The sequence below is a fragment of the Pectobacterium sp. A5351 genome (assembly GCF_028335745.1).
Lineage (GTDB): Bacteria > Pseudomonadota > Gammaproteobacteria > Enterobacterales > Enterobacteriaceae > Pectobacterium.
In genome coordinates this window covers 1,611,594-1,634,651 of the sequence record NZ_CP116477.1, presented here as the reverse complement: position 1 = coordinate 1,634,651, position 23,058 = coordinate 1,611,594, and the positions used below count along the sequence as shown (strand labels likewise).

At 49.2% G+C, this 23,058-nt stretch carries 30 protein-coding genes; 18 read left to right on the top strand and 12 right to left on the bottom strand.

Annotated elements, in window-relative coordinates; all coding sequences use genetic code 11:
* Window positions 1-34 precede the first annotated feature (34 nt).
* From O1Q74_RS07890 to O1Q74_RS07865, 6 genes are all read right to left on the bottom strand, one after another.
* A protein-coding gene (locus tag O1Q74_RS07890) for an IS3 family transposase (protein WP_271873361.1) occupies window positions 35-1,398 on the bottom strand; the annotation gives its coding sequence in 2 pieces (ribosomal slippage) (window positions 35-921 and window positions 921-1,398; 1,365 coding nt in all).
* Between the two features lie 82 nt (window positions 1,399-1,480).
* Window positions 1,481-2,137: a Gp138 family membrane-puncturing spike protein gene (locus O1Q74_RS07885; protein ID WP_271877793.1), complete on the bottom strand. Its 657-nt coding sequence runs from the start codon at window positions 2,135-2,137 to the stop codon at window positions 1,481-1,483.
* Entirely contained in the window at window positions 2,137-3,024 is an 888-nt protein-coding gene (locus O1Q74_RS07880) for a phage protein (RefSeq protein ID WP_271877792.1), read from the bottom strand. Before O1Q74_RS07880 ends, O1Q74_RS07885 begins: the two co-directional genes overlap by 1 nt.
* On the bottom strand, window positions 3,017-3,307 hold the full coding sequence (locus O1Q74_RS07875) for a phage baseplate plug family protein (protein ID WP_271877791.1): 291 nt from the start codon (window positions 3,305-3,307) through the stop codon (window positions 3,017-3,019). Before O1Q74_RS07875 ends, O1Q74_RS07880 begins: the two co-directional genes overlap by 8 nt.
* A complete protein-coding gene (locus tag O1Q74_RS07870) occupies window positions 3,304-3,792 on the bottom strand; it encodes a phage baseplate protein (protein ID WP_334311398.1) in 489 nt (162 codons plus the stop codon). Before O1Q74_RS07870 ends, O1Q74_RS07875 begins: the two co-directional genes overlap by 4 nt.
* A 41-nt stretch (window positions 3,793-3,833) precedes the next feature.
* The gene (locus O1Q74_RS07865) at window positions 3,834-4,013 is read right to left on the bottom strand and encodes a hypothetical protein (protein WP_271877789.1); all 180 of its coding nucleotides are present in this window, start codon (window positions 4,011-4,013) and stop codon (window positions 3,834-3,836) included.
* A gap of 61 nt (window positions 4,014-4,074) precedes the next feature.
* On the opposite strand from O1Q74_RS07865, the gene O1Q74_RS07860 reads away from it, so the two are divergent.
* The 3 genes from O1Q74_RS07860 (at window position 4,075) to O1Q74_RS07845 (ending at window position 6,201) form a co-directional block, all read left to right on the top strand.
* On the top strand, window positions 4,075-4,542 hold the full coding sequence (locus O1Q74_RS07860) for a siphovirus Gp157 family protein (RefSeq protein WP_271877788.1): 468 nt from the start codon (window positions 4,075-4,077) through the stop codon (window positions 4,540-4,542).
* Window positions 4,543-4,960: 418 nt separating this feature from the next.
* Window positions 4,961-5,173, top strand: a complete 213-nt coding sequence (locus O1Q74_RS07850; RefSeq protein WP_271877786.1) for a DUF4224 domain-containing protein — start codon at window positions 4,961-4,963, stop codon at window positions 5,171-5,173.
* Window positions 5,174-5,175: 2 nt separating this feature from the next.
* Entirely contained in the window at window positions 5,176-6,201 is a 1,026-nt protein-coding gene (locus O1Q74_RS07845) for a phage integrase central domain-containing protein (RefSeq protein WP_271877785.1), read from the top strand.
* 316 nt (window positions 6,202-6,517) lie between these two features.
* Here O1Q74_RS07845 and O1Q74_RS07840 read toward each other — a convergent pair whose 3' ends face one another.
* The 4 genes from O1Q74_RS07840 to O1Q74_RS07825 are packed head-to-tail and all read right to left on the bottom strand — an operon-like array spanning window position 6,518 to window position 9,807.
* Window positions 6,518-7,525 carry a phage integrase gene (locus tag O1Q74_RS07840; protein ID WP_271877784.1) on the bottom strand — a complete coding sequence of 336 codons (1,008 nt, stop codon included), beginning with the start codon at window positions 7,523-7,525 and terminating at the stop codon, window positions 6,518-6,520.
* A 2-nt stretch (window positions 7,526-7,527) separates the two neighbouring features.
* Entirely contained in the window at window positions 7,528-8,721 is a 1,194-nt protein-coding gene (locus O1Q74_RS07835; protein WP_271877783.1) for a BRCT domain-containing protein, read from the bottom strand.
* 47 nt (window positions 8,722-8,768) lie between these two features.
* Complete coding sequence (locus O1Q74_RS07830; RefSeq protein WP_271877782.1) at window positions 8,769-9,371, bottom strand: hypothetical protein; 603 nt, start codon at window positions 9,369-9,371, stop codon at window positions 8,769-8,771.
* 22 nt (window positions 9,372-9,393) lie between these two features.
* A complete protein-coding gene (locus O1Q74_RS07825; protein ID WP_039490540.1) occupies window positions 9,394-9,807 on the bottom strand; it encodes a helix-turn-helix domain-containing protein in 414 nt (137 codons plus the stop codon).
* A 60-nt stretch (window positions 9,808-9,867) separates the two neighbouring features.
* Between O1Q74_RS07825 and O1Q74_RS07820 the strand changes: the two genes are divergently transcribed.
* The 13 genes from O1Q74_RS07820 to O1Q74_RS07760 all read left to right on the top strand — a co-directional run bounded on the left by O1Q74_RS07820 (window position 9,868) and on the right by O1Q74_RS07760 (window position 17,766).
* The gene (locus tag O1Q74_RS07820; protein ID WP_103164703.1) at window positions 9,868-10,062 is read left to right on the top strand and encodes a hypothetical protein; all 195 of its coding nucleotides are present in this window, start codon (window positions 9,868-9,870) and stop codon (window positions 10,060-10,062) included.
* Window positions 10,063-10,073: 11 nt separating this feature from the next.
* Complete coding sequence (locus O1Q74_RS07815; protein ID WP_015840831.1) at window positions 10,074-10,286, top strand: hypothetical protein; 213 nt, start codon at window positions 10,074-10,076, stop codon at window positions 10,284-10,286.
* A gap of 2 nt (window positions 10,287-10,288) precedes the next feature.
* A complete protein-coding gene (locus O1Q74_RS07810) occupies window positions 10,289-10,519 on the top strand; it encodes a hypothetical protein (RefSeq protein WP_271877781.1) in 231 nt (76 codons plus the stop codon).
* A complete protein-coding gene (locus tag O1Q74_RS07805; RefSeq protein ID WP_271877779.1) occupies window positions 10,516-10,713 on the top strand; it encodes a phage filamentation protein Fil family protein in 198 nt (65 codons plus the stop codon). Before O1Q74_RS07810 ends, O1Q74_RS07805 begins: the two co-directional genes overlap by 4 nt.
* A 38-nt stretch (window positions 10,714-10,751) precedes the next feature.
* Entirely contained in the window at window positions 10,752-10,955 is a 204-nt protein-coding gene (locus tag O1Q74_RS07800) for a hypothetical protein (RefSeq protein ID WP_271877777.1), read from the top strand.
* A 78-nt stretch (window positions 10,956-11,033) separates the two neighbouring features.
* Window positions 11,034-11,267: a DUF2732 family protein gene (locus O1Q74_RS07795; protein ID WP_271877775.1), complete on the top strand. Its 234-nt coding sequence runs from the start codon at window positions 11,034-11,036 to the stop codon at window positions 11,265-11,267.
* Window positions 11,264-11,842: a 3'-5' exonuclease gene (locus O1Q74_RS07790; protein ID WP_271877773.1), complete on the top strand. Its 579-nt coding sequence runs from the start codon at window positions 11,264-11,266 to the stop codon at window positions 11,840-11,842. Before O1Q74_RS07795 ends, O1Q74_RS07790 begins: the two co-directional genes overlap by 4 nt.
* Entirely contained in the window at window positions 11,839-12,669 is an 831-nt protein-coding gene (locus O1Q74_RS07785) for a Dam family site-specific DNA-(adenine-N6)-methyltransferase (RefSeq protein ID WP_271877771.1), read from the top strand. Before O1Q74_RS07790 ends, O1Q74_RS07785 begins: the two co-directional genes overlap by 4 nt.
* The gene (locus O1Q74_RS07780) at window positions 12,662-13,666 is read left to right on the top strand and encodes a phosphoadenosine phosphosulfate reductase domain-containing protein (protein WP_271877769.1); all 1,005 of its coding nucleotides are present in this window, start codon (window positions 12,662-12,664) and stop codon (window positions 13,664-13,666) included. The genes O1Q74_RS07785 and O1Q74_RS07780 overlap by 8 nt, the downstream gene beginning before the upstream one ends.
* Window positions 13,666-16,170, top strand: coding sequence for a replication endonuclease (locus tag O1Q74_RS07775; protein ID WP_271877768.1), 2,505 nt, complete (start codon window positions 13,666-13,668; stop codon window positions 16,168-16,170). Before O1Q74_RS07780 ends, O1Q74_RS07775 begins: the two co-directional genes overlap by 1 nt.
* Before the next feature lie 98 nt (window positions 16,171-16,268).
* Window positions 16,269-16,973, top strand: a complete 705-nt coding sequence (locus O1Q74_RS07770; RefSeq protein ID WP_271877766.1) for a DNA adenine methylase — start codon at window positions 16,269-16,271, stop codon at window positions 16,971-16,973.
* Between the two features lie 93 nt (window positions 16,974-17,066).
* Complete coding sequence (locus tag O1Q74_RS07765) at window positions 17,067-17,327, top strand: type II toxin-antitoxin system RelE family toxin (RefSeq protein ID WP_271878816.1); 261 nt, start codon at window positions 17,067-17,069, stop codon at window positions 17,325-17,327.
* A 70-nt stretch (window positions 17,328-17,397) separates the two neighbouring features.
* Complete coding sequence (locus O1Q74_RS07760) at window positions 17,398-17,766, top strand: helix-turn-helix domain-containing protein (protein ID WP_271877764.1); 369 nt, start codon at window positions 17,398-17,400, stop codon at window positions 17,764-17,766.
* A gap of 420 nt (window positions 17,767-18,186) precedes the next feature.
* On the opposite strand, the gene O1Q74_RS07755 is transcribed toward O1Q74_RS07760, so the two are convergent.
* Both O1Q74_RS07755 and O1Q74_RS07750 read right to left on the bottom strand, forming a co-directional pair.
* A complete protein-coding gene (locus O1Q74_RS07755) occupies window positions 18,187-19,254 on the bottom strand; it encodes a phage portal protein (RefSeq protein WP_271877762.1) in 1,068 nt (355 codons plus the stop codon).
* A 2-nt stretch (window positions 19,255-19,256) separates the two neighbouring features.
* Window positions 19,257-20,969, bottom strand: coding sequence for a terminase large subunit domain-containing protein (locus O1Q74_RS07750; RefSeq protein ID WP_271877760.1), 1,713 nt, complete (start codon window positions 20,967-20,969; stop codon window positions 19,257-19,259).
* Between the two features lie 146 nt (window positions 20,970-21,115).
* On the opposite strand from O1Q74_RS07750, the gene O1Q74_RS07745 reads away from it, so the two are divergent.
* Together O1Q74_RS07745 and O1Q74_RS07740 are read left to right on the top strand one after the other, a co-directional pair.
* A complete protein-coding gene (locus O1Q74_RS07745) occupies window positions 21,116-21,961 on the top strand; it encodes a GPO family capsid scaffolding protein (RefSeq protein WP_271877758.1) in 846 nt (281 codons plus the stop codon).
* A 34-nt stretch (window positions 21,962-21,995) separates the two neighbouring features.
* Window positions 21,996-23,039: a phage major capsid protein, P2 family gene (locus O1Q74_RS07740; RefSeq protein ID WP_271877756.1), complete on the top strand. Its 1,044-nt coding sequence runs from the start codon at window positions 21,996-21,998 to the stop codon at window positions 23,037-23,039.
* Window positions 23,040-23,058 lie beyond the last annotated feature (19 nt).

Genomic DNA, 23,058 nt, shown 5'->3' with positions numbered 1-23,058 from the left:
AATGGACTGACCCCATAAAGTTGGACAGTTCATGTTAAGCGGCTATCAGGGCCCGGGTTCGGTATTCTACCGGACTCAGGCCTTTTAATTTCAGGCTGATCCGCTCGTTGTTATAGTAATGGATATAGTCCTCTATCGCCTTCCTCAGTTCATTCAGATCGCTGAACCTGTTCAGGTAAAAACACTCCGATTTCAGTGTGCCGAAGAAGTTCTCCATCACCGCGTTATCCAGGCAGTTTCCCTTGCGTGACATGCTTTGCGTCATACCCTGTGCCTTTAACTTTGCCTGATAGCCTGCCATTCGGTATTGCCAGCCCTGATCCGTGTGCAGCAGCGGTGTATCCTCCGGTCCGAGCGCTGAGAACGCATCGTGCAGCATCGTATTAACCATCTCCATCACCGGCCTTTCCGACAGGCTGTAGGAGATAATCTCCCGGTTAAACAGATCGAGAACCGGCGACAGGTACAGCTTTTTACCCTGCACCGAGAACTCTGTAACATCCGTGACCCATTTTTCGTTGGCTTTCGATGCACTGAAGTTCCGGCTCAGGATATTGGGCGCAGCCTTGCCCATTTCCCCTTTCCAGGCACGATATTTCTTCACCCTTATCAGAGAGCGGAGTGACAGCTCCGCCATCAGTCTCTGCACAGTTTTATGGTTTACCAACAACCCCTGTTTTCTCAGTGAGAGTGTGATCCTGCGGTAGCCATAACGCCCTTTGTGATAGTGGTAAATCTCTCTGATTTTATCTTTCAGCCCGGCATGCCTGTCCACTCGCTTCAGCGCATTCATATTGTGATACCACGTACTACGGGACATACCCGCTGCACGCAGAAGATCACCGAGCGCATACTCCAGCCTTAGCTCACTGATTATTCCGGCTTTCTGCCGCTTTTCTCGCTTTGAACTAAGGCCTTCAGCTTTTTTAGATAGGCATTCTCTGCGCGCAGGTAACGAAGTTCAGCCCGCAGTTCTTCGGGAGATAACTTTTCCAGTGCAGCATCGGTAAGTGGAGGTGTTTTTTTGGGTTTTGTCATGTCCTTGCTCCGGCCTGGTTTTATGCTCAGAAGTCCTTTCTCACCTGCGTCTTTGTATACATTCACCCAGTGCCGGACAACGGTTTCAGTTGAGATATTAAACCGTGCGGCAGCTTCACGCATCGAAAGTTCTTCATTGAGAACAGTCTGGACAACAGTCATCCGGAACGCCGGAGAATGGCGGTCATTTTTCCAGGTAATGCCATCAATACCATGGAGTTGCCAGGCTCTTACCCAGCGTCGCACTGATGTTCTCTCAACACCAAAGCGTTCAGCTGTACGATGTGTTCCATCTTTTCCGGCGAGGTAGTGATTAACTACAGCTAATCTGGTTTCGAGGGAATATTTTGGCTTTGCCATAAAAAACTGCACCTTACTCAGTTGGGTGTCCAACTTTTGGGGTGCAGTCCACGAATGCCAGGGCGTGAATGTGGTTTCAAATTTATTGAGGGCCGTCAGATACCCCACTGCCGCGCTCAACGCCTCCGTGCGCGTGATCATCAAACTCGATATCACCGACAGCTAATCCACCTGTGGTAACCTCTGTCCGGCCATTAAGTGTTGTTTTTCCATTGGCTGTCACGCCCTCAGGCGAAACAGTCAACGAAACGCCGCCGCATGTCAGGGTTATGCCGTCATCTGTCAGGTGGATGCGCACAGAACCGTCACGGTTGCTCATGCCCACACCTGAATTGGGCAGATCGGGAATCGCGGTTTTCAGTGACCGATAACCGGGTGAGAAAAAAGCATCGCTGGCGCTGAACATTTCGGGGCCGGTTGGCGGTACCGGACCGCCCATATCGAGCCACGCATCAACAGATCGCTGACTGAAATGAATATACCCCTCGGTACCCGCGGGCAACTCATGGAACAGAACCCAATCAGCGGAGCCGGAAAATTGCACAGGAACGTTAATCAACACAGATAAAGTTTCAATCGCGCCATCAGGCATTCTTCTTTGAATGCCGCATTCGATCTGAGCGCGTTGTTTATCTGGGTCGTAGGCCACAACATGACCGGGCATGCCGATCATTAAATCCCCGATCATGTTCAAGCTGGCGGATTGAATCGCAGAAAATAGCGGGTTTGTGCTTTTCATTATGCAGCGCTCCACTGGCACCGAAACGTTGTACGCCAGTCGTCATTCCAGAAATCACCCTGATGCGTCGTTGATAGCACCCTGAATGAACCGGTTCGGCGCTGAATATTCGACGTGTCATTTAGTCCGGTGTTGTACATGCCGCTGTAGTTGATAGTCCAAAAATCAGAACGGATTTTTATCAAATCGCCAGGTTGGATGATGTGGTTGAGACGTGAATCAACCTCCATGTCTTTCTGGTACCAGCGCGGGGAACTCTCCATGCCGTTATCTGAATTCAGCTCGTAGGTTGTTGGTCGTGTGGCTCCATCACGAATCAGCGTGGTTTTAGTGTCCGACAGCAGCCAGTCATAACGCCACGCGGCTTTCATAGCGTTTAAAAAATTCCTGCTTGATGTATGAGGTAATGTGTAGCCATGGTTAAACATCGGCAAGTCGGAGAAGTTTCCAACGACTTCGATCGGTGGACCGAACGATCGCGCCACGTCCTGTAGTATTTCTATTGCCTGCGTCTTCTCGCCCCACGTCTTTCCGATAGTGGCGTCAGCCCAGATCACCGACCAGCAGTTTAGGCGCAGATAAACGTTCACACCATCGCGCCCCACTTCAACGCTATTTATCTGCCCGGTGAATAATTCCCCGGATGATTCGTCGTATCCAGCAGTCAGGCGGACGGTACCGAAACGCTGGCGAGTTTCATCGAATTTCTGTATCAGTTGTCGGTACTGATCAGACACGCCGTAAATCATAATCGTGGCCGTGGCGACTTGATTCATTGGCATATTAGTAATCAGAAATTTGACCTGTGTCGGTGGCTCACACGTTAATTTATTCCCTTCTGCCGATGTCACTTCGAGGTTATACGTTCGCCCGAATAATCTAGTCATTTGGGTACCACCTCAGATTGTTTGTGACACCGAGATTTTCCATTGTTGGTGTTTCGCCATCCAGCACCAATCTGCCGATGTCGGTATTCAGCCCCGCCAATAAATTGACGCCAACGTGCAGACCTCGCCCCAATGTGATCGGGCTACCCATTGCATCACGAATATCTACGACGAAATAACTGTACCGCGTTAGCCATCGCACATTGAATCGTAACGTTGCGCTATTGAGCGTTGACGTAAACGAGAAGTCAGCCAGACCGCGCGTGAGGGGGACTATTTTCATTGCGGTGTTACCTCGCCTAAATTAACGTTCGCCTGCCCCTGAGTAGCTGCCGAGTCTCCAGCAGGTAGATTCCGGTTTGTAGTCGCGGCGCTGTCATTTCTGTTTTTTATCAGCAGCGCTCGCATTTCTACGACGATCTCCTGCCCCCCTTCGTTCTGTTTGTTTTTCTGGACTCGCGTATTAGTAATGATCATGTCGTCGTAGGATGAATTAACGCCGACAACCGTCAGAATCGACTTTTCAACCTGTAACTTTCGTATTTCCAGCAGTGCCGACTCGGATCGTTTGCTACCTGACGCGGCGAACGCCAAGCCAGCAGATGCTGCCAGTCCGGCCAGCGCTGCCGCACCGCCTCCCAGAATCGAACCGACCGCACCGACTGCAACACCAGCACCAATCCCCGCAATGCCAGAAAACTGACCAGCCTCAGCCATCAGCGCTTTTACTGGGTTATCAGATATAGCGACCGTCATCGTTACTGTCATCGGACGAGTAACGGCGTTGTCATTCGCTGTTTGACCGGTCTCTAACGGATATCTGCGCTAAACGTGAACCATAGCGGATGGCTGGCAGCATCCGACCAGTCCGATAAATCTGGCAGAATTGCCGCTGTCACATCGGCGTTCTTGAGAAAATAGTGATAGCGCCAAATGCGATCGTTAGCGCTGTTGATGATTTCCAGCAGCGTATCGTTCGCGTTCTTCATCCACACGGTGATTGCTGGTGGTTTCGGGATGTTGGCAAAATAGCGGGTTGCAATGCGGTAAATGTCACTGTCCGTTTTAAAGTCAGCAGCGACATCGGTTAAATTAGATTCCGTTCTGATTCACGTTAAAAACCTGGAAGGCCAAGAGGAAACCTGCGACAAAGAAATTAAGCGCTTAAGTGATCGTAAAAAATCATTTGGCAATCAGGCAAAGCACCTGAAGCAATACATTTTAAATTGCCTGCTGGCGGCCAATCTCGACAAAATCAAAACAACAAAGAACACATTTACTGCGCGAAAAGGCGTGGTAAATGTGGTTATCGATAATGAATCACTTGTGCCTGACGACTTCGTTAACGTACAGACAATCACAACGCCAGACAAGAAAGCCATTAAGGAGGCGATAGAATCCGCAGAGGCGGCGGTCGTGGAAATAACCGCACGTGGCGAAATCCCGCCTGATGAGTTGTTAAATCCGGTACCCGGTGCGCACATCGAGATTGGCGCGCGCGCTCTGCAAATTCGGTAAGGCGACTGACAACCGTCAATATCAAGCGAGGCAAGACCAATGCTAAAAATGTCCGCACAGCGCGGGGACGTCATTCACGTAGCTTTACCAGACGGTCGGAACGGAATGATCGCAGTTCAATCACGCAGTGTGTTTGCGTTCCATTTCCCGCCTGATGTGAAAATAACGCGTGAACGTCGCCGGCAGGAAAAACTGATTAACGATAATCAGAAATAACCCGCCATTAGCAATACCGTGTGACCTCAATTTACGGGGGTCACAATGCAAGTATGGAAACCGGGCAAATGCCTGTTATCTGAGTTCGATATTAAAATCGGTCGGCTGTCTGCGAGCGTTAGAAAAATCACTCTAACGCAACAGGATATAGACCAGTCTTGTGCAGCAGCCGACGCAATCATTGATAAATTAAGGCAAGACCATGACCGACCTATTAACCGACGACGAGCTAATAGAACTGACGGGGTATAAATACCCATCAAAACAGTGTGCCGCCCTCACCCGCTCCGGCATTTCTTTTATTACCCGTAGAGATGGGCGACCAGGTGTTACGTGGACAGCAATTAACGCAAGCCTATCCGCTGCGAAAGCTGAGCATAAAGAAGTTGAACAGCCTAATTTTGATGCAATTTAATTATGGCTCGTAAACGCAAAGATCCCCGCGATAACGCATTGCCGCCGCGCGTGTATCGCGGGAAAAGCAAATATGAATTTCATCCCGTTGGCGGCGGCTCTATTTCACTATGCCCTCTCGATTCCCCCATTCCATTAATCTGGGAGAAATACGACGCGGCAAATAATTATCGTGAGGAAAAATTCACTCTGGAGAGAATGGCCGAACGATTTATGCAATCGCCGGACTTCCTCGACCTAGCGAGTGAAACACAAAAGGACTACCGGAAATACTCTGCGAAAATAATTCCAGTTTTTGGGGGGATGTCGCCGGACTCAATCAAGCCCGAACACATCAGGAAATATATGGATAAGCGTGGGGTGAAAAGCAAAACACAGGCAAACAGGGAAAAGGCGTTTATGTCACGCGTATTCAGGTGGGGATACGAACGGGGATTGTGTAAAAGTAACCCATGCCAGGGCGTTAAACAGTTCAAAGAAGTGGCGCGAGATCGTTACGTGACTGATGACGAGTATAACGCGCTGTACTCCGTCGCGGCGCCAGTTGTCCAGGTGGCTATGGAAATAGCCTATCTGTGCCTCTCTCGGCAAGGTGATGTTCTCTCGCTGACTGAGGGGCAAATATTAGATCAGGGGATTTTTATCGCTCAGGGAAAAACGGGCGCAAAACAAATCAAGGCATGGACGGACAGGCTGAGAGCCGCTGTAACAAATGCACGTAACTTGCCAATAAAACCGGGCATCAGCAGTATGTACATAATCCATCAACCGACCGGAGGGCGCTACACTCGCGACGGATTCAACAGCCGCTGGCAGCAAGCCAAAAAAGATGCGGCCACGGCGTTCCCACACTTGAGCTTTGATTTCACTTTTCACGATCTCAAGGCTAAAGGGGTTTCAGATCTCGATGGGACGTTAGCAGAAAAACAGGCAATATCGGGACACATGACAATCAGCCAGACAGCACGATACGACCGAAAAATACCGATCGTTCCTGTCGTGGGTGGTCAGAATAAAAATTCAAGATAATTGCATATTCACCAAACACGCAAAAATCATATTAGGAAGAATATTAGGAAAGGCGGTTTTAGGTACAAAAAAACCGCCTCTCGGCGGTCTACGACATTGCACATAAGTGCTTGTTTTAATTCTTTTTAAATCAATGGTGCCCGGGGCGGGACTTGAACCCGCACAGCGCGAACGCCGAGGGATTTTAAAAAGTTACACCGCATTAAATAAAACAATAGGTTAAATGATATCAACGAGTTGCGATTACGGAATTGTACGGAATACTGCGCTACGCTCGTTTTTGCTGCCACCAAATCCACCGATGGCAACGATCTGATTACTTATCTATTTCTAATGAATCAAACGGATTTAGAGTAACAGCCGCATCCAGATGGTCAGGAGCAAAGTGGGCATAACGCATCGTCATCGTGATAGTGCTGTGACCTAAAATCTGTTGTAGTACCAGAATGTTTCCGCCGTTCATCATGAAGTGTGATGCGAATGAGTGACGTAAAACGTGGGTAAGCTGCCCGCTCGGTAGTTCAATGCCAGCCCGTTTAATGGCGTACTTGAAAGACTCATAGGCTGGGGTGAAAAGCGCTCCGCGTTTTTTCGGCAGCAGGCTGCGCATCTTTTCCGAAATTGGCACTGTTCTATTCTTGTTGCCTTTCGTCCTGGTGAAAGTAACGCGGTTTGGCAGGATTTGAGATTGCTTTAAATCCTGCGCCTCACTCCATCGTGCTCCAGTAGCCAGGCACAGACGAACGATGATACCCAAATCTTTATTATCTGATTCATCACACGCGGCCAGCAGGCGCTTTATTTCGTCTGGATAGAGAAATGCCAGCTCCTGATCACCTTCTTTGAATTGGCGTATGCCATCCAGCGGATTTTCTTTGTCCCACTCCCCCATCCTTTTCAGCTCGGAAAAGACCGCACGCAGGTAAGAGTATTCACGGTTAACCGTTGCTTCTTTCAGAACGGCTTTCCCCTTCGGATTCCACTCGCCTTTAAGGCGTCGTTCTCGGTACACGGCAAACATATTTTTATCAACGTCGATAGCAAACGGATCGCCTAACCGTTCACAAATGGAGAGTAATTTTGTGTAGCGGGAATCGCCTGATGATAGCGTTTTACCGTGCATGTCATACCAGCGCTGAACCAAATCTTTCAGAGTGATGTTGCTGGTTGTGGTATCGATGCCTTTTTTATCGGCCATAAGGCGGCGCTCGTAAGAGAGCGCTTCGCCTCTGGTAGAAAACTGTTTACGGACACGTTTACCATCGCGGCCATAAGGAAAGCACTGGCAAAGCCATTTGCCAGATGGGAGTTTGCTTACAGCCATAATTAAATGATTTCTTTGTTAGAAAATAAATTAATGCGTTCGGCTTTTTTTCCTTCTTCTTTTTTCCAAAAAAAACCTGTTTGCAATAATGCAACTAGATCATCTTGAGTCATAGTCACCGTATCCCACAAAGTAACTTTATTTTTCTCATCATTGGGCTTGTATATTTCAAGAGTAACCACGCCGGCATCATATGACTGGCTTTCAATTAATATTGGCAAATCAACTAGTGGCTTAGGGGTGAGTTGTTTATACGGGATGAAATCCCCTGTGAATTTTCCATCAATAGATGCTAACGTTTCGTATCCAGCATAACAGTCATATTTAACTTTCAACAATACGGCATGTGGTAATTTTATGAATGAAGCCCAATCGCTATAACCTAATCTATCACTGTAGAATGAATCGCCACGATGGAAAGCAAAAGAATTTCCTTGAGTCCAGGTATCATGCTGAACACCGTCAAAGGTGACTTTAGTTAACTTAATGTCAAGAGCATCCCTAAATGCGGTGCCAACTGCAAACTTCCATCCGGAAGCATAGCCATCAACAAATACAGCCAGAAGCGCACTACTTCTTCGTGGTTCCCTTACTGTCCTAAAGGTGGTTATCACCTCATCATGAACGTTTTTTATTTTTTCTAAAATATCCCCTGAATCAATTTCATAATCATCGGTAGGATCTAATGGTATTTCACCCGTTTCAATGAAATTGAGAAATTGCTGTTTAGTGAGGATGAAGCATCCTTTTTCATTAGCTTCTTTTATTTTTTTCCAACCAGCGTTGGCACCACAGCAAAGAAAATAAAGTTTAGCTGTAACACCAGCCCTCACGATGAAATCATTTTCCTTAGCTAATTTAGTTAACTCATCTTTGTCACTTTTATCAAACCCAGTAAAGCAAATTTCCAAGCCATGTTTTTTAGTTTTTACCTTGCTAGATACGGGGTTTTCCTTGTATTCATTTTTGTCAAAAGATTCATCGAATGAAAACAATTCATCTTCTGAATTAAAAAACTTAACTATTCTGTCAGTGCTATAAGTTCTATAGCCTCTTTTATTTATTGAGTACCCTTGTAAAAAACCATCTTTATGTACCAAGTTAACGATGTGATTAGGGGATTTTTCATTTTTAGCATTAACATAAATAAAAAAGGCTTCTTTATTATCACTCACTTTCCATTCATCAAATAGCATAGATCTATCTCCATGATTACTAAATTGCTGTGTGAATTATAAAAATATCAATGCGCCAACAACATCCCTAGCACGATCCCCGCCACCAGCACTGCGCCAAAAATCCGTGGTTCTGCTTTTAGGGTATTTACCGCATCTTGCCACGTCTGCACTTTTGGGGGTGATGCGTTGGGTGTAGTTCTGCCCTGCCGCTCATCCAACCACCCCATAGCCTGTTGAAGCTGGGGACGGGTTAAATCGATTAACCGGCTCGTACCAAAATTGATATGACAGAACCTCGTAAGCTGTTCGCGTAATTCGTTCTGCTGTGTGCTTCTTAATAATTGGGACACTAATTTTTTATTAGCATCTTTTTCCCGACTGCGATCATGTAATGCATTCAGGAAACTTAGCGCCGTGGAATACTGGCTGATGGTGATTTCTTCAATACCATTAACGCCAAGCTCAGCATGTAACCGACGCCAAACAAAACGCACATCTTCACGCCCTGCTTCCGCAATATCTTTCACCAACTGGTTTAATTGGGAACGCTGTGCGCTAACCAATGGGCGCAAATCTTCTTTAGATTCTGGTGCAGCAATATTGATATTTTTTTCGTAATAATCACGTCCTGCGACCCGATTATTATCCCCTTGAGCCTCTACGGTCATCCATTACATCCTTGATGCTTCGCTACTTCTTGCCTTCGTGATAGTCCCTGCCCGCTACGCGCTGGCCGCTACCCGTTACGTTTATCGATGCTGTTGCAGAACTACCCGCCGTCAACGCGGCTAAGGCGGCAGCTTTTATCGCCAATGGTGCAGCGCGATAGATTTTGATCAGTTCTAATTCGTCATTAGAAATGTCACCAAGGTCAGGGGTTCTTTTTCCAGTGAGGATATACAAAGTATCCATGCCGTAATTTTCACTAAGAAAAGCAAGCGTTGCACCATCAGGCGCAGTTTCACCACGCTCGTATTTTCCCCAAGTCCTTGTTGTCGTGCCTAATTCTTCTGCAATTGCACTCTGACTTTTACCAATCGTTTCCCGCTCTTCGCGCAAACGCCCACCAATAAGGAATAAAAATTCCTCTTTCGAAGTTGACATAGGAAGTTTTCTTCACTAGATTGTGTTGAACAGGAACTTAGTGGATCACAACATACCATTATGACACAAGAAAATCATGATCAGAGATCGCGTTTACCGCGTGGTATCGCGTCCAAAAACCCCACCCCAATGCGCTTATCGGACGATGAGCGCAACAAACTGGCGGCACTGGCAGCACAAGAAAGCCGTTCACTGTCAAGCATGGCCCGCCTGGTGTTTCTGCGGGGTCTGGAATCTTTTAACGCACAAGGATAGTAGGTGGTGAAATGGCTAAGGCATTAAACATTAATATCACCGTCCCTACCCCATATGTTTCATTAAAAACATATTCAGAAATGACGGGTATTCCATTGCGTACCTGCGAAGGAATGGTTTCTGACGGAAGAATTATCATTCGTCCCAAAAAGGCGCGAATGGAAAAAGTCGAGGTTAATTTAATCGCCATGCTTCGGGATGCGATAACCAATAGCGAAATTTAATCATGGAAAAAAATCGACTGGTATTTTTTGGTATTGATCACGCGTTAATTAAAGTCAGCGAACATACCAGCGTTTATCGCGGTTTTTCTATTATTCGCTGCCCCAGAACGGCAACCAACCCGATAACTCGTTATCGCATAAGTCAAGGCGATCAGTCATTCGGGCTATTTGATGCGCTGGGTCAAGCGACTTCTTATATCAACGAACTGCACAGCATGAGGAATTCAGCATGATTAGCACAGCGCGTTTATTAAAAGAAAAATCACCATCCCCGCAAGATAATAACGGCTGGCTGGAATTACCAAACGGCAAGCGTTTCCAGCCAACCCCAGCGCAGGCTTATTTTGCACCGTGGAGCAGAAGGCCGTATATGCCAGCGCCTAAAAAGCGTCGCTGGTTCGCCCGTTTAATGGGTATTGCGGCGTAACGCCGTAACTGATTAAGAAGCCGAGAGAGGCAGGGGTTATGACTGAAAGTCAGTTGCGTTATGTGCTAGGAAATATAATCCCTGAAATGTGCGAACGTGGCTTTTCAATAAAAACAGCCTGCGGGGAGTTGTCTCTTGATGGTGAATCAGAAGCACAAAAGCAATTTATTTCTCAATTAAAAAACGAGTTTGAAAAACGATTGATTGAAGTCAGCCGAAATAAGAGATACGGCGTTTTTTAATTTCAAATAACCACTTCGTAAATTAATTAAAGGCGTAAACCCGCCGGGCTTTCTATTACCTGAAAAAAGGAAATCACGATGAGAAATGCAGAAGTTAAAACGATGCAAGTAGCTGGTAGTGAGGCGCTTGTCGCTCTGCTGGGAAAAGCACGTCTGGAGGAAAAAAAAGACCAGCATTGGTCGTTTGCTCAACGTCTTGCAGCGCTGGCACTCCACGCACAGCAAAAAGAGTTTTCAGCCGCAGAGGTTATCGAGTTGATGCGCAAAGAGGCTGAGCGGTTTGAGCACTCGTCACAGGAGATCATCGTATGAACAACGTCATGATTGATATTGAAGCGCTGGGGAAAAAAGCCAACGCGCCGGTGGGTTCAATCGGCGCGGTGTTCTTTCATCCTGTAACAGGTGAATTGGGTGAGCGTTTTTATTGCCGCGTCGATTTTGAAAACGACATGCTCAATGGTGCTGTGCCAGATGGCAACACCATTAAGTGGTGGTTGCGTCAGTCATCAGACGCCCGTGCTGAATTAATTAGCGATGATGCTACCCCTATTTGGGGCGCACTCAGCGCATTTAGCGACTGGCTGACAGATCACGCTGAAAGCCTAGAAACATTGCATGTGTGGGCGAATAGCCCGTCGTTTGATTGCACGATCCTGAAAACAGCATTTGAGCGAACGGATATTGATGTTCCGTGGAATTACTGGAATGAGCGTGACGTCAGAACGATGAAAGAAGCTGGGTTCGCCATCATGGATATGGGGCGCTTTCTCAGCACAGCAGAAACCATCGGCGTTAAACATAACGCGCTGGATGATGCGATCAGTCAGGTCGCGTTGGTTTCTGCGGTTATGTCTCGGTTGGTTCAGAATAGCGGCGGTGAATTATGATCCGCCCGTTCATCAAATGGGCGGGGGGTAAAACCCGCGCCCTGCCCGATTTGCTCCCGCTTCTTCCGAAGGGTGATTGTTTGATAGAACCGTTTATCGGCGGTGCATCTGTATTCATGAATACAGACTATCGCCGTTATGTGTTAGGTGATATCAATCCTGATTTGATCAACCTATATCAGTACGCTGCTTATGATACAGAGCAGTTAATAGACACGGCGCGCGGTCTATTTAATAGCGGCAATAATGTAGATGCGTATAACGGCCATCGACTGAGCTTTAACTATCAAAAATCAAACCCCAGCATATTTACAGCAGCGCTATTTTTATATCTGAATCGGCATGGATTCAACGGACTGTGCCGTTATAACAATGCTGGGGATTTCAATATACCGTTCGGGAAGTACCGTAAACCATACTTTCCTGAGCATGAAATACGGTTGTTTGCTGAAAAAGCTAATGACACGGCAACTATCTTTATTTGTGCTGATTTTAAAGAAACATTGCTGGCTCATACAGAGCCAGGCTTCGTCATTTACTGTGACCCCCCATATCTGCCAGCCAGCGAAACGGATAATTTCACTCAGTACTACACATCGGCTTTTACTTCCGCACAACACAGCGAGTTGGCTCAGTTGCTATGGGACATGCACCGCCAATACGCAACGCCTGTAGTTATCTCAAATAGCGACACTCCCACCACGCGCGAGATTTATCAACACTATCAGTTCCATGAAATCGCGGTTCAGCGATCTATCAGCGCAAACGGCATCACGCGCGGTGCTGCAAAAGAAGTGATCGGCGTGCTGGGGGGTTCTGATGATTGATGCGCGTTGTTTTCATGATGACACCATCAACGTTATTAGCGTCTCTGGGGGTAAAGATAGCCTGGCTCAATGGCTATTAGCTGTAGAGAACGGCATTAATCATATTCCCGCATTTGCTGATACCGGACACGAACACCCTCAGACGATGGAGTATCTGGATTATCTGGAATCTAAGCTAGGGAAAATCAGGCGTGTCCATGCTGACTTTTCTCGGCAAATAGAAGGCAAAAGGAAATTCATTGCTGAAAAGTGGCCTACGACGCTTGTTTCAGAATGTGGTTTTACTGATGAACAGGCCGCAAGCATTATCGCTACTGCGTTAGATACCCTGCATCCAACTGGTATTCCGTTTCTCGATCTGTGTATGTGGAAAGGCAGATTTCCATCAACGAAACGGCGTTTTTGCTCAACAGAATTAAAACACGAACCTATCCGGTTACAGGTTGTTGAGCCGATCACTGATGCGGGTTTTGAAGTGGTCTCCTGGCAAGGTGTTCGCGCCGAAGAATCCGCATCGCGTGCGCTTCTTTCAGAATGGGAATCCGGTTTTGATTTGGGGCCGCGTATAAGCATCTATCGCCCCATTCTTCACTGGAAACATGCTGATGTCTTTGCATTGGCAAAGCGGCACGGTATCAAGCCAAACCCCCTTTATGAGCAGGGGTGTAGCCGCGTTGGATGTATGCCGTGCATACACGCCAGAAAATCCGAGCTTGCTGAAATCTTTCGTCGCTGGCCGGAAGAAGTAGAGCGAGTGGCGCGCTGGGAAAACCTCGTTGCTGCATGTTCTCGTCGTCAGAATTCCACTTTCTTCCCATCAACAAACGATCCCAAAAAAGCGGAACGGCGCATTGAGTGTATTAGTGTCGAGTCGCACGGCATCCACACGTACAGAGATTGGGCGTTAACAACTAGGGGGGGGCAGCAGTTCGATTTATTGGGCGAAGCTGTCGATCCGATGGTTTGCAACAGCGTTTATGCTGGGGTTTGTGAGTAATGTCCGAACAATGGGCTTATCCGTGGAATGCGCCACGTCCAGCGATCTCCATACCACAGGGGATCGCTGATTCCTTTTCTCCCTTTGCCACAAATACCACCGAGCCACACCCAGCAGTCGAGCAACACCTTAAGCGACTGGTATCACGCGCTGCTTTCTCCGATCTGGATTTTGATCAGGCCGTCGCGCGGCTGGACTATTTCGAGCCTAATGCAACGTTACTGACGATGCGCCGTCAGTTCGCTGAAGCTGAGCGGGATGAGCATCAATCAACATTGCAGAACTGGATGGAAACACCGGAAGGTGTCGAATGCCGCTTGCTTGAACAGCCGTTTTTTATCCGCGATACCTACAGGAAAAAAATCGAATGGCTGCGCGAGAACCGCGAGCCGCGACACGTCAGCGCCTTTTTCATGGGAACCGTGAAAAAAGCCCTGCTGCGTCTGGATGCCGTGCGCGCCAAGCAAGGTGTGCGTAATGGTTTTACGTCAGAGCTTGCCAGCTACTGGCGCGCACGGTGGATGCATCTTGCCGAGTTTACGAAACATGAGGCGATTAACGCCGGTCATGCTATCGCAGCCAGCATCGCGGAAATGTTTGAAACCGAATGCGGCAATACTTTGCCCTCTGATATGACCAACGACGAGATTCAGGCGCTTTTCTGGCATTTAGGCCGTGAAATGCTGGCGCTACGTGTAACGCCGCCATGCTGGGGCGTGATCATTGGCGATAACGAATCAAAAAAACGTATTTGCTCCGCCATTCTGCGCATCATCAGCCCCGAATGGTGGGGGCGTAAGTTATGGCGTTTGCGTTGCGAATGGCGAGAAAACCAGTTCCGCGCCATCGGCGTGATCCACAAGAAACGTATGCCGTATGTCAGTATCGATGCACTGAACCAGTGGCAAGAGCAACGCCGTAAAAACCGCGAATTCTTTAAGGCGCATGAACTGGTTGATGAGGATGGCAACGTCGCATCGCTGGAAAACATGGTATACGCCAGCATCAGCAATCCTGTTATTCGCCGTCACGAACTGATGACGCGTATGGCTGGCGTTGAAATGGTTGCCATATCGCGCAGTGATGAGGGGGTTTTTCTTACTATCACTTGCCCGTCGCGCTATCACGCCACAATTCAGAGCGGTCATCAAAATCCCAAGTGGGATACCTCATCACCTCGGCAGGGGCAGCGTTATTTATGTAAGACGTGGGCTAAGGCCATGTCGAAACTGAACCGGCGCGGCCTACGTCCGTATGGCTTTCGCGTTGCAGAACCGCATCACGACGCTACGCCGCACTGGCACGTATTACTATTCATGCCGCCCGAAGACCGGAAAGAAATCACTGAAATTCTGCGTGAATACTTCATCGCTGTAGACCGTGCCGAGCTGGGGCGTAATACCGGCGCGCGCTTTAAAGCGAAGCGTCTTGATCCCAAGAAAGGTAGCGCCACTGCTTATGTGGCGAAATACATCAGCAAAAACATTGATGGCTACGCGCTGGATGGCGAGCTGGACGGTGAAACAGGAAAGCCTCTGCGTGAAACCGCAAAGTTTGCGATGGCTTGGGCGTCTCAACATAACATCCGGCAGTTTCAGCCGTTCGGCCTGCCGCCAGTCACAGTCTGGCGCGAGCTGCGCAAACTGGCGAACCAACTTACCGCAGTGCAGAAAGAAGCCGGAACCTTCAAACGTGGCACGGCACAGCTTGCTGATCCGGCAATGGATGCCGTGCTGGCATCTGCGGACGCAGGCTGTTTCGCCACTTACATCGAAAAGCAAGGCGGCGTACTGATCCCGCGTGAGTTATATACCGTGCGCATAGCGTATGAGGAAGCTGACGAGCAAAACGACTACGGTGAGACACCAGAAAAAATCTTTGGTGTTTTCTCCCCACGTTTGGGTGAGCTATCGCGCATCTGTACCCGTCTCGTTAAGTGGAAAATCCGCAAAAAACAGGCCGCAGACGCAGGCGCTAATGATAGCGCTGGGCGTGGTTTGGCTGTTACGTCGCCAACCGGCGACGCTTGGAGTTCTGTCAATAACTCTACGGGCGACGAAAAAATAAGCATTTCCGAACCGGCCGATAGAGAGATTGGCAGTACGTCAGAGCCAGAAAACATCGACTTTGAGCACATGACTGATATGGAACGGCGTGGATTGCTCAATCGACTTCGATCTCAACCGCCGGATAGGCGACATAAAGAACGCTCGTCCACAACTCAGCCGCACAAAGAGAGTGAAAAACAGACTGTTAGTAAACGGTCGGACGACTGGCGTGCCAGCGTTGCCGATTTCGCCCGCTCATTGGGTTGGGATATCAGCGACGGTGAGTTGCGGCGGCTGGAAACAGGCAATGCAATCGCGCTCGCTGGCTATGCATACATTGCTAGCGCTGACGGCTGTCTGTATCGAGCACAGACGAAAAAGCAAAAAGACGCGGAATATCAGGATAGAGCGGCGTCGCTGTTACAGCGGATCGCGACGCTGCGTGACGTTTCATAGTCATAACCGGCTGTGCTGGCCAGAACATCGATCACAGTCAGAAATGACGCGGCTGCAGCACAGATGAAAATAGCTATGTGGTACCACAAGGGGAAAAAATGGGATATCTGGGAAGTAAGGCCGCGTCAGGCGCGTATCAGAAAATAATTTCCAACATGCCACCGCATGATATTTACGTTGAAACTCACCTGGGTGGCGGTGCCGTCATGCTGAATAAGCCGCCCGCGCGGCTGAATGTTGGTGTTGATATTGACCCGATCACCGTTGAAGAGTTTTGTCAGTTTAATCCTGAGTTTGTAGACACGCTAGATACTCAGCTACGGATCATCAATGAGGATGCTGTTGATTTTCTGCAAAGTCACGACCTTGAGGCAATGGGTCGCACGCTGATTTACGCAGACCCGCCGTATTTGCCAGAAACCAGAACCGGCAACGCACGTTATCGGCATGAATACACGGTTGATGATCATCGTGAGTTGATCGCTATTCTGCGGCAATGCCCGTATTACGTGATGATTTCCGGCTATCCGTCGTCGCTTTACGACGAGTTATTGCACGACTGGCGCGCTATCGAGTTTCAAGTAATGACGCGTGGTGGTGTCAGGACGGAAAAGCTATGGATGAATTTCCCAGAAGGTGCGGCATATAGTGCGGCGTTTGCTGGTAAAGACTATATCGATCGGCAGCGCATCAAGAGAAAAGCGGAAAGATGGGCGGCTAAGTATCAGGCGATGACGCCAGCGGAACGGCTGGCGGTGATGGCTGCGTTATGTGAAGTTGATGGAAGAAGGCAAAATAATTAGATTTAAGATTAGATATTATTGCCACAATTAGATAAATATCTTATTATTATTTCATCCCAAGCGGATATGCTCTTTAAAAAGCCGAGGAAACTGATGGTAAAGGTAATCTGGAAAAGGAAAGCGTTGAAACAACGTTCAACGATAGACCGAAGATATCAGGACACCATAAGTGAGAAAGTTGCCGAGCTGAAGAACTTCCCCGCTGTCAAACTGGATATCACTTCGTTGAAGGGTGAAGCGGGTAAATTCAGACTACGGGTTGGAGACTACAGGGTAATTTTCGAAATCATCAAAGGTGAGCCAGTTGTCTGTGAAGTTCAGGCGGTCAAACGCAGAACATCAACAACTTACTAATTATCAGGCGGGGTAACCCGCCAGTTTCCTTATGACATACACCGCGACTCACTGACACCCGGATGAAATTATGTCAAAACTACAATTTATCAATGATGTAAACGGTAAGCCTCAGTTTGTGGTATTGCCGATTACTGAATATGAAAAACTGATGTCTGATAGCGATGTGGGCTATGAAGACATTCCCTATCTTGCTGACGAACACGATGACGAAACCGTGCCTAATGACGTGGTAGAAATCATGTTCCGTGATGATGTCAGCCTGCTTGCAGCCTGGCGCATCCATCGCGGGTTATCACAATATGATGTGGCGGAAAAGCTGGGTACGACACAATCAGCGGTTTCACAATGGGAAGCAAAAGATTCCCGACCACAGAAAAAGACCCGCGAAAAACTGGCTGAACTTTATCACTGCCGCCCTGAACAAATGACGCTTTGATTGTATTGCGACTAACCCGCTCCGGCGGGTTTTCGTTTGTCTAAAAATTACTGCACAACCCCGCACACCAATGCACAAATTTATTGATGCTATTATCCCCTTCCCGCACCAGATCTGGCGCGGGTTTACCTCTGCTGCACAACTGCATAAAAACGCACTATTTTCGTGTGCGGGCGTGGCGGGGGAACCCTCGCGCGCTGAGGGGGATATAGGGGGTATGCTGGTTCATATGCTGCTGCATCCTCATCGCGTCGCTATTGCGCCGTTTCGATCTCGGTCAATCGCGGCATCATTCGGTTGTTGCAGTGCCCAAAATGGCATTCAGGCGCTTTTACGCAGGCGTAAAAAAACCGGGCAACTTTGCGGCTGTCCGGTCTTGCGTTTGGTGGCTAGGTGAATGGTTTTGAATGACTTTCGCGGTTACATTGCACCTTCGGCCAGTGCGTAGGGCTTGAACCGAAGTACCTCGATCCCCAGCCAGTCGTTAAGCTCTTTCAGGCTTTCCATTATCGGCATGAGTTCGTTGATGGCGAACACCTTCGCTGCCTTCTCCACGTCACCAAATCCGCCCGCATTATTCGGCATAATCCCCATTAAATTAGGCGGAACACGGTGCGCGGCTAACATATCGTCGCGTGTTGCATCCTTGATGCCAGTAAACTCATCTTTGGCCGCAATCTGGCTGAACGGAAGGATTTGTAAGCCGTCTTTCTTCCCCCCTGCCGCGTAAACAAACAGGTTCTTAAATGCCCCATTGCCACGCGCATCTTTCAGTGACTTCTTTAGTTGCTCGACGTCAGCATTGTTGGTGATGGGATCAGTGAGGTAGACGATCACCCCCGCATGGCTACCGTTGATGTAGTAATTACGCCGGAACAACGTGGCTTCACCGTTCAGCATCGCTGATTGAATTACCGCCATATATTCCGGTGTGCCGTAGATTTCTTGGTGAATGCTGGGGCTTTTAACGTGAAACACGCAGCCTGGCTCGAATTCGTGATCGTTGGCGTAGTACGTCACGAACCAGTATTGATCCAGATTCTCACCGCGTCGGGTGTACTTGGCATGGGTATGCTTCAGCTTCAGCGGTTGGCCGAAACGGTTCTTTCTCAGTTCCAGATACGCGTTACCGAATACCAGCCAGTCGAGTACAAAGGCGCTGGCATCCTGCCGCGATAACAGCGGGTGTGGCTCGTAGCAGGACATAATGACATTACGCTTGAACAGTATCGGTGACTGATGATGCACGGCAACGTCAAACATTCGCGCTAGGCCGTAGGTGCTGATCGGTGGCTCATACCAACGGCCATTTCTGGCGCACTCCATGCAGTCCAACAGGTCGCGCCTGTCCATGATGGGCTGTGCATCACCAAACGAGAAAGACTGTAGTGACTCAATCGGCTGCTGGATCAATTCCCCTGTTACGGGTGCCTGTGCGGCTGGGGCTCGTAGATTGGCCGTGCGCGAGTGCTGTTTCTTACGTGACATGGTTAGAACTCCTGAATAAATCCATCATTACCGCCCGACTCGCTGCCGATTGGTTCGTTGTGTAACGCGTGCATGGTTGCCCAGGCAATGTCACCGTGGCTGCTGCCTTTTGTTCTGTCTGATGCATACGACGTCATGCCGCCCTGCGTAACAAATTTCCGTACCGTCATAAAGGAACGGGCCAGCTCCATCATCCCCGCGTCATACTCAAACCGCCCCGCGCGGATCAGCATTTGGGCTTTCAGTACCAGTTCACGTTTCACGCTGGGCGAGTATTGATATTTCACGGCGGCGGGGAAAAACTTAACGACAAGCTGATGCACGGCGTTGCCGTTGCCGGTGCTATCAATGCCGATAAACTGCACGTTGTATTGGCGTGTCAGCTCCTTAATGACTTCGGCCTGTTTTTCAAAGGTCATGCCGCGTAACTGCCGTACCTCAATCACACGGAACTTGCCGCCAGGAACGGCGGGCGGGGATACGATAGACAGACCGGCGCTGTCACCCGTGCCGCTGTCACCGCTCGGATCGTAGCCTATCCATACGGGGCGGTTACCTAATGGCCGCTGCGTGTAGGGTCGCCAGTCCGGCCATACGTTATCGTTGTAGCCATCAACACCGCAGTTAATCAGCGCGGTGTAGTCAAAGGCACGCTCACCGACGCTGACAAAGCGGCAGGCGTAGAGATTTTCAAAATCGTCGGGGCTGTTTTCAGACTGAATTTCATCCAGATCAACCAGGTCAAAACCTTGCTCTAACGTGTCATGAATGGTAACTATCTGCCGCCAGATATTGTCCCCGCACAGCAGTCCTTTATTTAGAACCTTGTGAGTGACGTCGATTTCTACCCGTTCCGCTTTAGGGCGGCTTTTGTTAAAAAAATCCCCTGTCCAGAACGTGTAGGCTTCATGTTCTTCACTGGATGGCGTGGAAAAGTACGTGCGGCGCAACCCTTTTTGCGTCGCCATCCCCGCCGCGACTTTACGCAGGTTCAGAAAGTTGCTAACCCAAAAGAACTCATCAAAGTACAGATTACCGGTGTAGCTCTGTGCGGTTGCCGCTGACGTACCGAGGAAGTACAGCGTTGCGCCGTTCGACAGCACAATCGCGTCCCCGCCTTTCAGTTCTACGCCAATGCTGGACGCCAGCAGTTGAATAAACCGTTTGAACTGGTAAGCCTGCGCTCGACTGGCCGACAGAAAGATTTGGTTAGTGCCGGTTTCCAGCGCATCTAACAGCGCTTCACGCGCAAAATACCAGCTTGCGCCTATCTGGCGGCTTTTCAGTATCGCGCGGTTACGCTGCTTGCGCTTTTTGTACCAACGCTTTTGATGCTCGTAGAGTGATTCCAGTACCAGGGCGCGCAACTCTGCGATCTGTTCGTCCGTAAAATGGTTCTTCGGCGCTTTCTTCCGAGTATCCTTTTCCTGATCTTTTCGTTCATCGCGTGAGAAACGCGCCATCTGACGGCCTAACAGGTCGATGGTTTTAAAGTCATGCGGCGTGAGGTCGTCTTTCTCTATCAGCCGTAAATAGCGTACTTCTGTGCGCTCCTGCGCCCGCTGGATCGGCGTGCTGTCGTCCCACTTATCCCTGCGCCGCCATGAATACAGCGTGTTGTTGCTCACCCCCAGCCGCTGCGCGATTTGAGGGATGCTATAGGCCTGCCAGTAAAGGCTTTTGGCTTCTGTGCGGATATCGGGAAGTAGATTCATACATACAGGCTATCGCGCCCGCGCGCGGCAAAATATCGGCCCCCGTTGTCGTGGTTCCGCAACAACCCGCACTGATAGCGCCTGCGGTGAAGCGTGGCGATGATAGGGGTATCAGACAGACACCCTGTTATCACCGGAGCATTACCATGCCGATTTCAAAACCGTTTCTTGCCGCTGTTGAAGGCGCGACCTGCGACGGCCGTACCCTTGAACGTGCGCACATTTCGCAAATGGCGAAAAACTTCAACAAACAGGTGCGCGGTGCTCGCGTGAACCTTGAACACATTCGCGGTTACTCACCAACCAGCGATTTTCGGGCATATGGCGACGTGGAAGAAGTGAGCGAGTTTGAGATCCAGGACGGGCCGCTCAAAGGCAAGCTGGCGCTACAAATCAAGATTGATGCCACTGATGACATGGTGGCATTGAACAAAAAACGCCAGAAAATTTACCCCAGCGTTGAAATTCACCCGTCTTTTGCTGACACCGGCGAAGCCTATTTGATGGGATTAGGAATGACGGACGATCCCGCCAGTCTGGGCGTCGGCATTCTGGAGTTTAACGCCAAGTGCGGCGGCAAAGGCCCGTTGGACGGGCGAAAAACCAGCCCTGAATGTTTCTTCACGGCCGCTGATACGCCGATCACACTGGAATTTGAAGAAGAGGCACCCGCTGGCGAAGCGGGCAAAAACTTCTTTTCCCGCATCACCGAACTGCTAACCGGCAGTCAGCAACGGTTCAGTAAGGAAAATGGAGAGCTGAAACAGGCGGTTGAGCTGATCGCCAAAAGCCAACGTGAACTGCTGGATAAAACCGAAACATTCAGCGCGTTACAAGCGCAAAACACCGAGCTGAAAGGCAACGTGGAAACGCTGAATAAGTCATTAACCGAGCTGAAAGAACAGCTTGCCGGACAGGATGGCAACTTTAGCCAGCGCCCCCCAGCTTCCGGCGGCAATCCGCAATCCGGCATCGTGTTAGCTGACTGCTAATCACCCTTTAAACCGACTATCGCAGGAACCTAACATGAAGAATGAAACCCGCGTTTTGTACGACGCTTACATTAACCGCCAGGCTGAGCTTAACGGCGTCCAACCTGATCATGTTACCAAGCAGTTCAGTGTTGCACCGTCAATCCAGCAAAAGCTGGAAGATAAGGTTCAGCAATCCAGTGAATTGCTGCAAAAAATCAACATCACCGGTGTATCCGATCAAGAGGGGCAAAAGCTGGGGTTAGGTATCAGCGGCCCTATTTCAAGTTCAAACACATCAAGCACCGAGCGGCGTGAACCGAAATCGGTTCACACGCTGGATGATGATAAATTCCGCTGTGAGCAAACTAATACGGATACCTTTATCAGCTACCCGCAGTTGGATATGTGGGCCAAGTTCCCCGACTTCCAACAGCGCATTAGCAACCAGATCATCAAGCGTAAGGCGCTCGACCGTATCATGATTGGTTTTAACGGTACGTCGCGTGCCGCTAAATCCGATCTGGCAAACAATCCGCTGTTGCAGGATGTGAATATCGGCTGGCTGGAGAAATATCGTCTCCATGCCGCACAGCGCGTAATGAAAAATATCACCGTCACCAGCCGTGATGATGAAAATAAAATCATCGCGAAAGGCGATTATGGCAACCTCGACGCCGTGATCTATGACGCCGTTAACTCGCTGCTGGATGAGTGGTTTAAGTCATCACAAGATTTAGTGGTCATTTGTGGTCGTCAGATCATGGTCAGCAAAGAATACCCACTGATTAACGCCATCAATACCAACAACCCCAACTCTGAAGCGTTGGCCGGTCAGTTGCTGGTATCGCGTAAGGCTGTCGGCAACCTGCCGACCTTCATTGCGCCGTTCTTCCCCGACGGCAGTATGTTCGTCACCCCGTTTAGCAACCTGTCGATCTACTGGCAGGAAGATAAGCAGCGCCGTGCCGTGCGTGATGAGCCTGAGCTCAATCGTATTGCGACCTATGAGTCATCCAATGACGCCTATGTCATTGAAGACTACGGCACAGGGTGCCTGATTGAAGGCATTACGTTTGCTGAAGCGGCACAAGGCTAATTTCAACGGCAAGCAGGCC

Excerpts from the sequence above, each read along its gene's own strand:
- O1Q74_RS07885 (WP_271877793.1), bottom strand. The coding sequence starts at position 2,137 with ATGAAAAGCACAAACCCGCTATTTTCTGCGATTCAATCCGCCAGCTTG.
- O1Q74_RS07880 (WP_271877792.1), bottom strand. The coding sequence starts at position 3,024 with ATGACTAGATTATTCGGGCGAACGTATAACCTCGAAGTGACATCGGCA.
- O1Q74_RS07875 (WP_271877791.1), bottom strand. The coding sequence starts at position 3,307 with ATGAAAATAGTCCCCCTCACGCGCGGTCTGGCTGACTTCTCGTTTACG.
- O1Q74_RS07870 (WP_334311398.1), bottom strand. The coding sequence starts at position 3,792 with ATGACAGTAACGATGACGGTCGCTATATCTGATAACCCAGTAAAAGCG.
- O1Q74_RS07865 (WP_271877789.1), bottom strand. The coding sequence starts at position 4,013 with ATGAAGAACGCGAACGATACGCTGCTGGAAATCATCAACAGCGCTAAC.
- O1Q74_RS07860 (WP_271877788.1), top strand. The coding sequence starts at position 4,075 with ATGTCACTGTCCGTTTTAAAGTCAGCAGCGACATCGGTTAAATTAGAT.
- O1Q74_RS07850 (WP_271877786.1), top strand. The coding sequence starts at position 4,961 with ATGACCGACCTATTAACCGACGACGAGCTAATAGAACTGACGGGGTAT.
- O1Q74_RS07845 (WP_271877785.1), top strand. The coding sequence starts at position 5,176 with ATGGCTCGTAAACGCAAAGATCCCCGCGATAACGCATTGCCGCCGCGC.
- O1Q74_RS07840 (WP_271877784.1), bottom strand. The coding sequence starts at position 7,525 with ATGGCTGTAAGCAAACTCCCATCTGGCAAATGGCTTTGCCAGTGCTTT.
- O1Q74_RS07835 (WP_271877783.1), bottom strand. The coding sequence starts at position 8,721 with ATGCTATTTGATGAATGGAAAGTGAGTGATAATAAAGAAGCCTTTTTT.
- O1Q74_RS07830 (WP_271877782.1), bottom strand. The coding sequence starts at position 9,371 with ATGACCGTAGAGGCTCAAGGGGATAATAATCGGGTCGCAGGACGTGAT.
- O1Q74_RS07825 (WP_039490540.1), bottom strand. The coding sequence starts at position 9,807 with ATGTCAACTTCGAAAGAGGAATTTTTATTCCTTATTGGTGGGCGTTTG.
- O1Q74_RS07820 (WP_103164703.1), top strand. The coding sequence starts at position 9,868 with ATGACACAAGAAAATCATGATCAGAGATCGCGTTTACCGCGTGGTATC.
- O1Q74_RS07815 (WP_015840831.1), top strand. The coding sequence starts at position 10,074 with ATGGCTAAGGCATTAAACATTAATATCACCGTCCCTACCCCATATGTT.
- O1Q74_RS07810 (WP_271877781.1), top strand. The coding sequence starts at position 10,289 with ATGGAAAAAAATCGACTGGTATTTTTTGGTATTGATCACGCGTTAATT.
- O1Q74_RS07805 (WP_271877779.1), top strand. The coding sequence starts at position 10,516 with ATGATTAGCACAGCGCGTTTATTAAAAGAAAAATCACCATCCCCGCAA.
- O1Q74_RS07800 (WP_271877777.1), top strand. The coding sequence starts at position 10,752 with ATGACTGAAAGTCAGTTGCGTTATGTGCTAGGAAATATAATCCCTGAA.
- O1Q74_RS07795 (WP_271877775.1), top strand. The coding sequence starts at position 11,034 with ATGAGAAATGCAGAAGTTAAAACGATGCAAGTAGCTGGTAGTGAGGCG.
- O1Q74_RS07790 (WP_271877773.1), top strand. The coding sequence starts at position 11,264 with ATGAACAACGTCATGATTGATATTGAAGCGCTGGGGAAAAAAGCCAAC.
- O1Q74_RS07785 (WP_271877771.1), top strand. The coding sequence starts at position 11,839 with ATGATCCGCCCGTTCATCAAATGGGCGGGGGGTAAAACCCGCGCCCTG.
- O1Q74_RS07780 (WP_271877769.1), top strand. The coding sequence starts at position 12,662 with ATGATTGATGCGCGTTGTTTTCATGATGACACCATCAACGTTATTAGC.
- O1Q74_RS07775 (WP_271877768.1), top strand. The coding sequence starts at position 13,666 with ATGTCCGAACAATGGGCTTATCCGTGGAATGCGCCACGTCCAGCGATC.
- O1Q74_RS07770 (WP_271877766.1), top strand. The coding sequence starts at position 16,269 with ATGGGATATCTGGGAAGTAAGGCCGCGTCAGGCGCGTATCAGAAAATA.
- O1Q74_RS07765 (WP_271878816.1), top strand. The coding sequence starts at position 17,067 with ATGGTAAAGGTAATCTGGAAAAGGAAAGCGTTGAAACAACGTTCAACG.
- O1Q74_RS07760 (WP_271877764.1), top strand. The coding sequence starts at position 17,398 with ATGTCAAAACTACAATTTATCAATGATGTAAACGGTAAGCCTCAGTTT.
- O1Q74_RS07755 (WP_271877762.1), bottom strand. The coding sequence starts at position 19,254 with ATGTCACGTAAGAAACAGCACTCGCGCACGGCCAATCTACGAGCCCCA.
- O1Q74_RS07750 (WP_271877760.1), bottom strand. The coding sequence starts at position 20,969 with ATGAATCTACTTCCCGATATCCGCACAGAAGCCAAAAGCCTTTACTGG.
- O1Q74_RS07745 (WP_271877758.1), top strand. The coding sequence starts at position 21,116 with ATGCCGATTTCAAAACCGTTTCTTGCCGCTGTTGAAGGCGCGACCTGC.
- O1Q74_RS07740 (WP_271877756.1), top strand. The coding sequence starts at position 21,996 with ATGAAGAATGAAACCCGCGTTTTGTACGACGCTTACATTAACCGCCAG.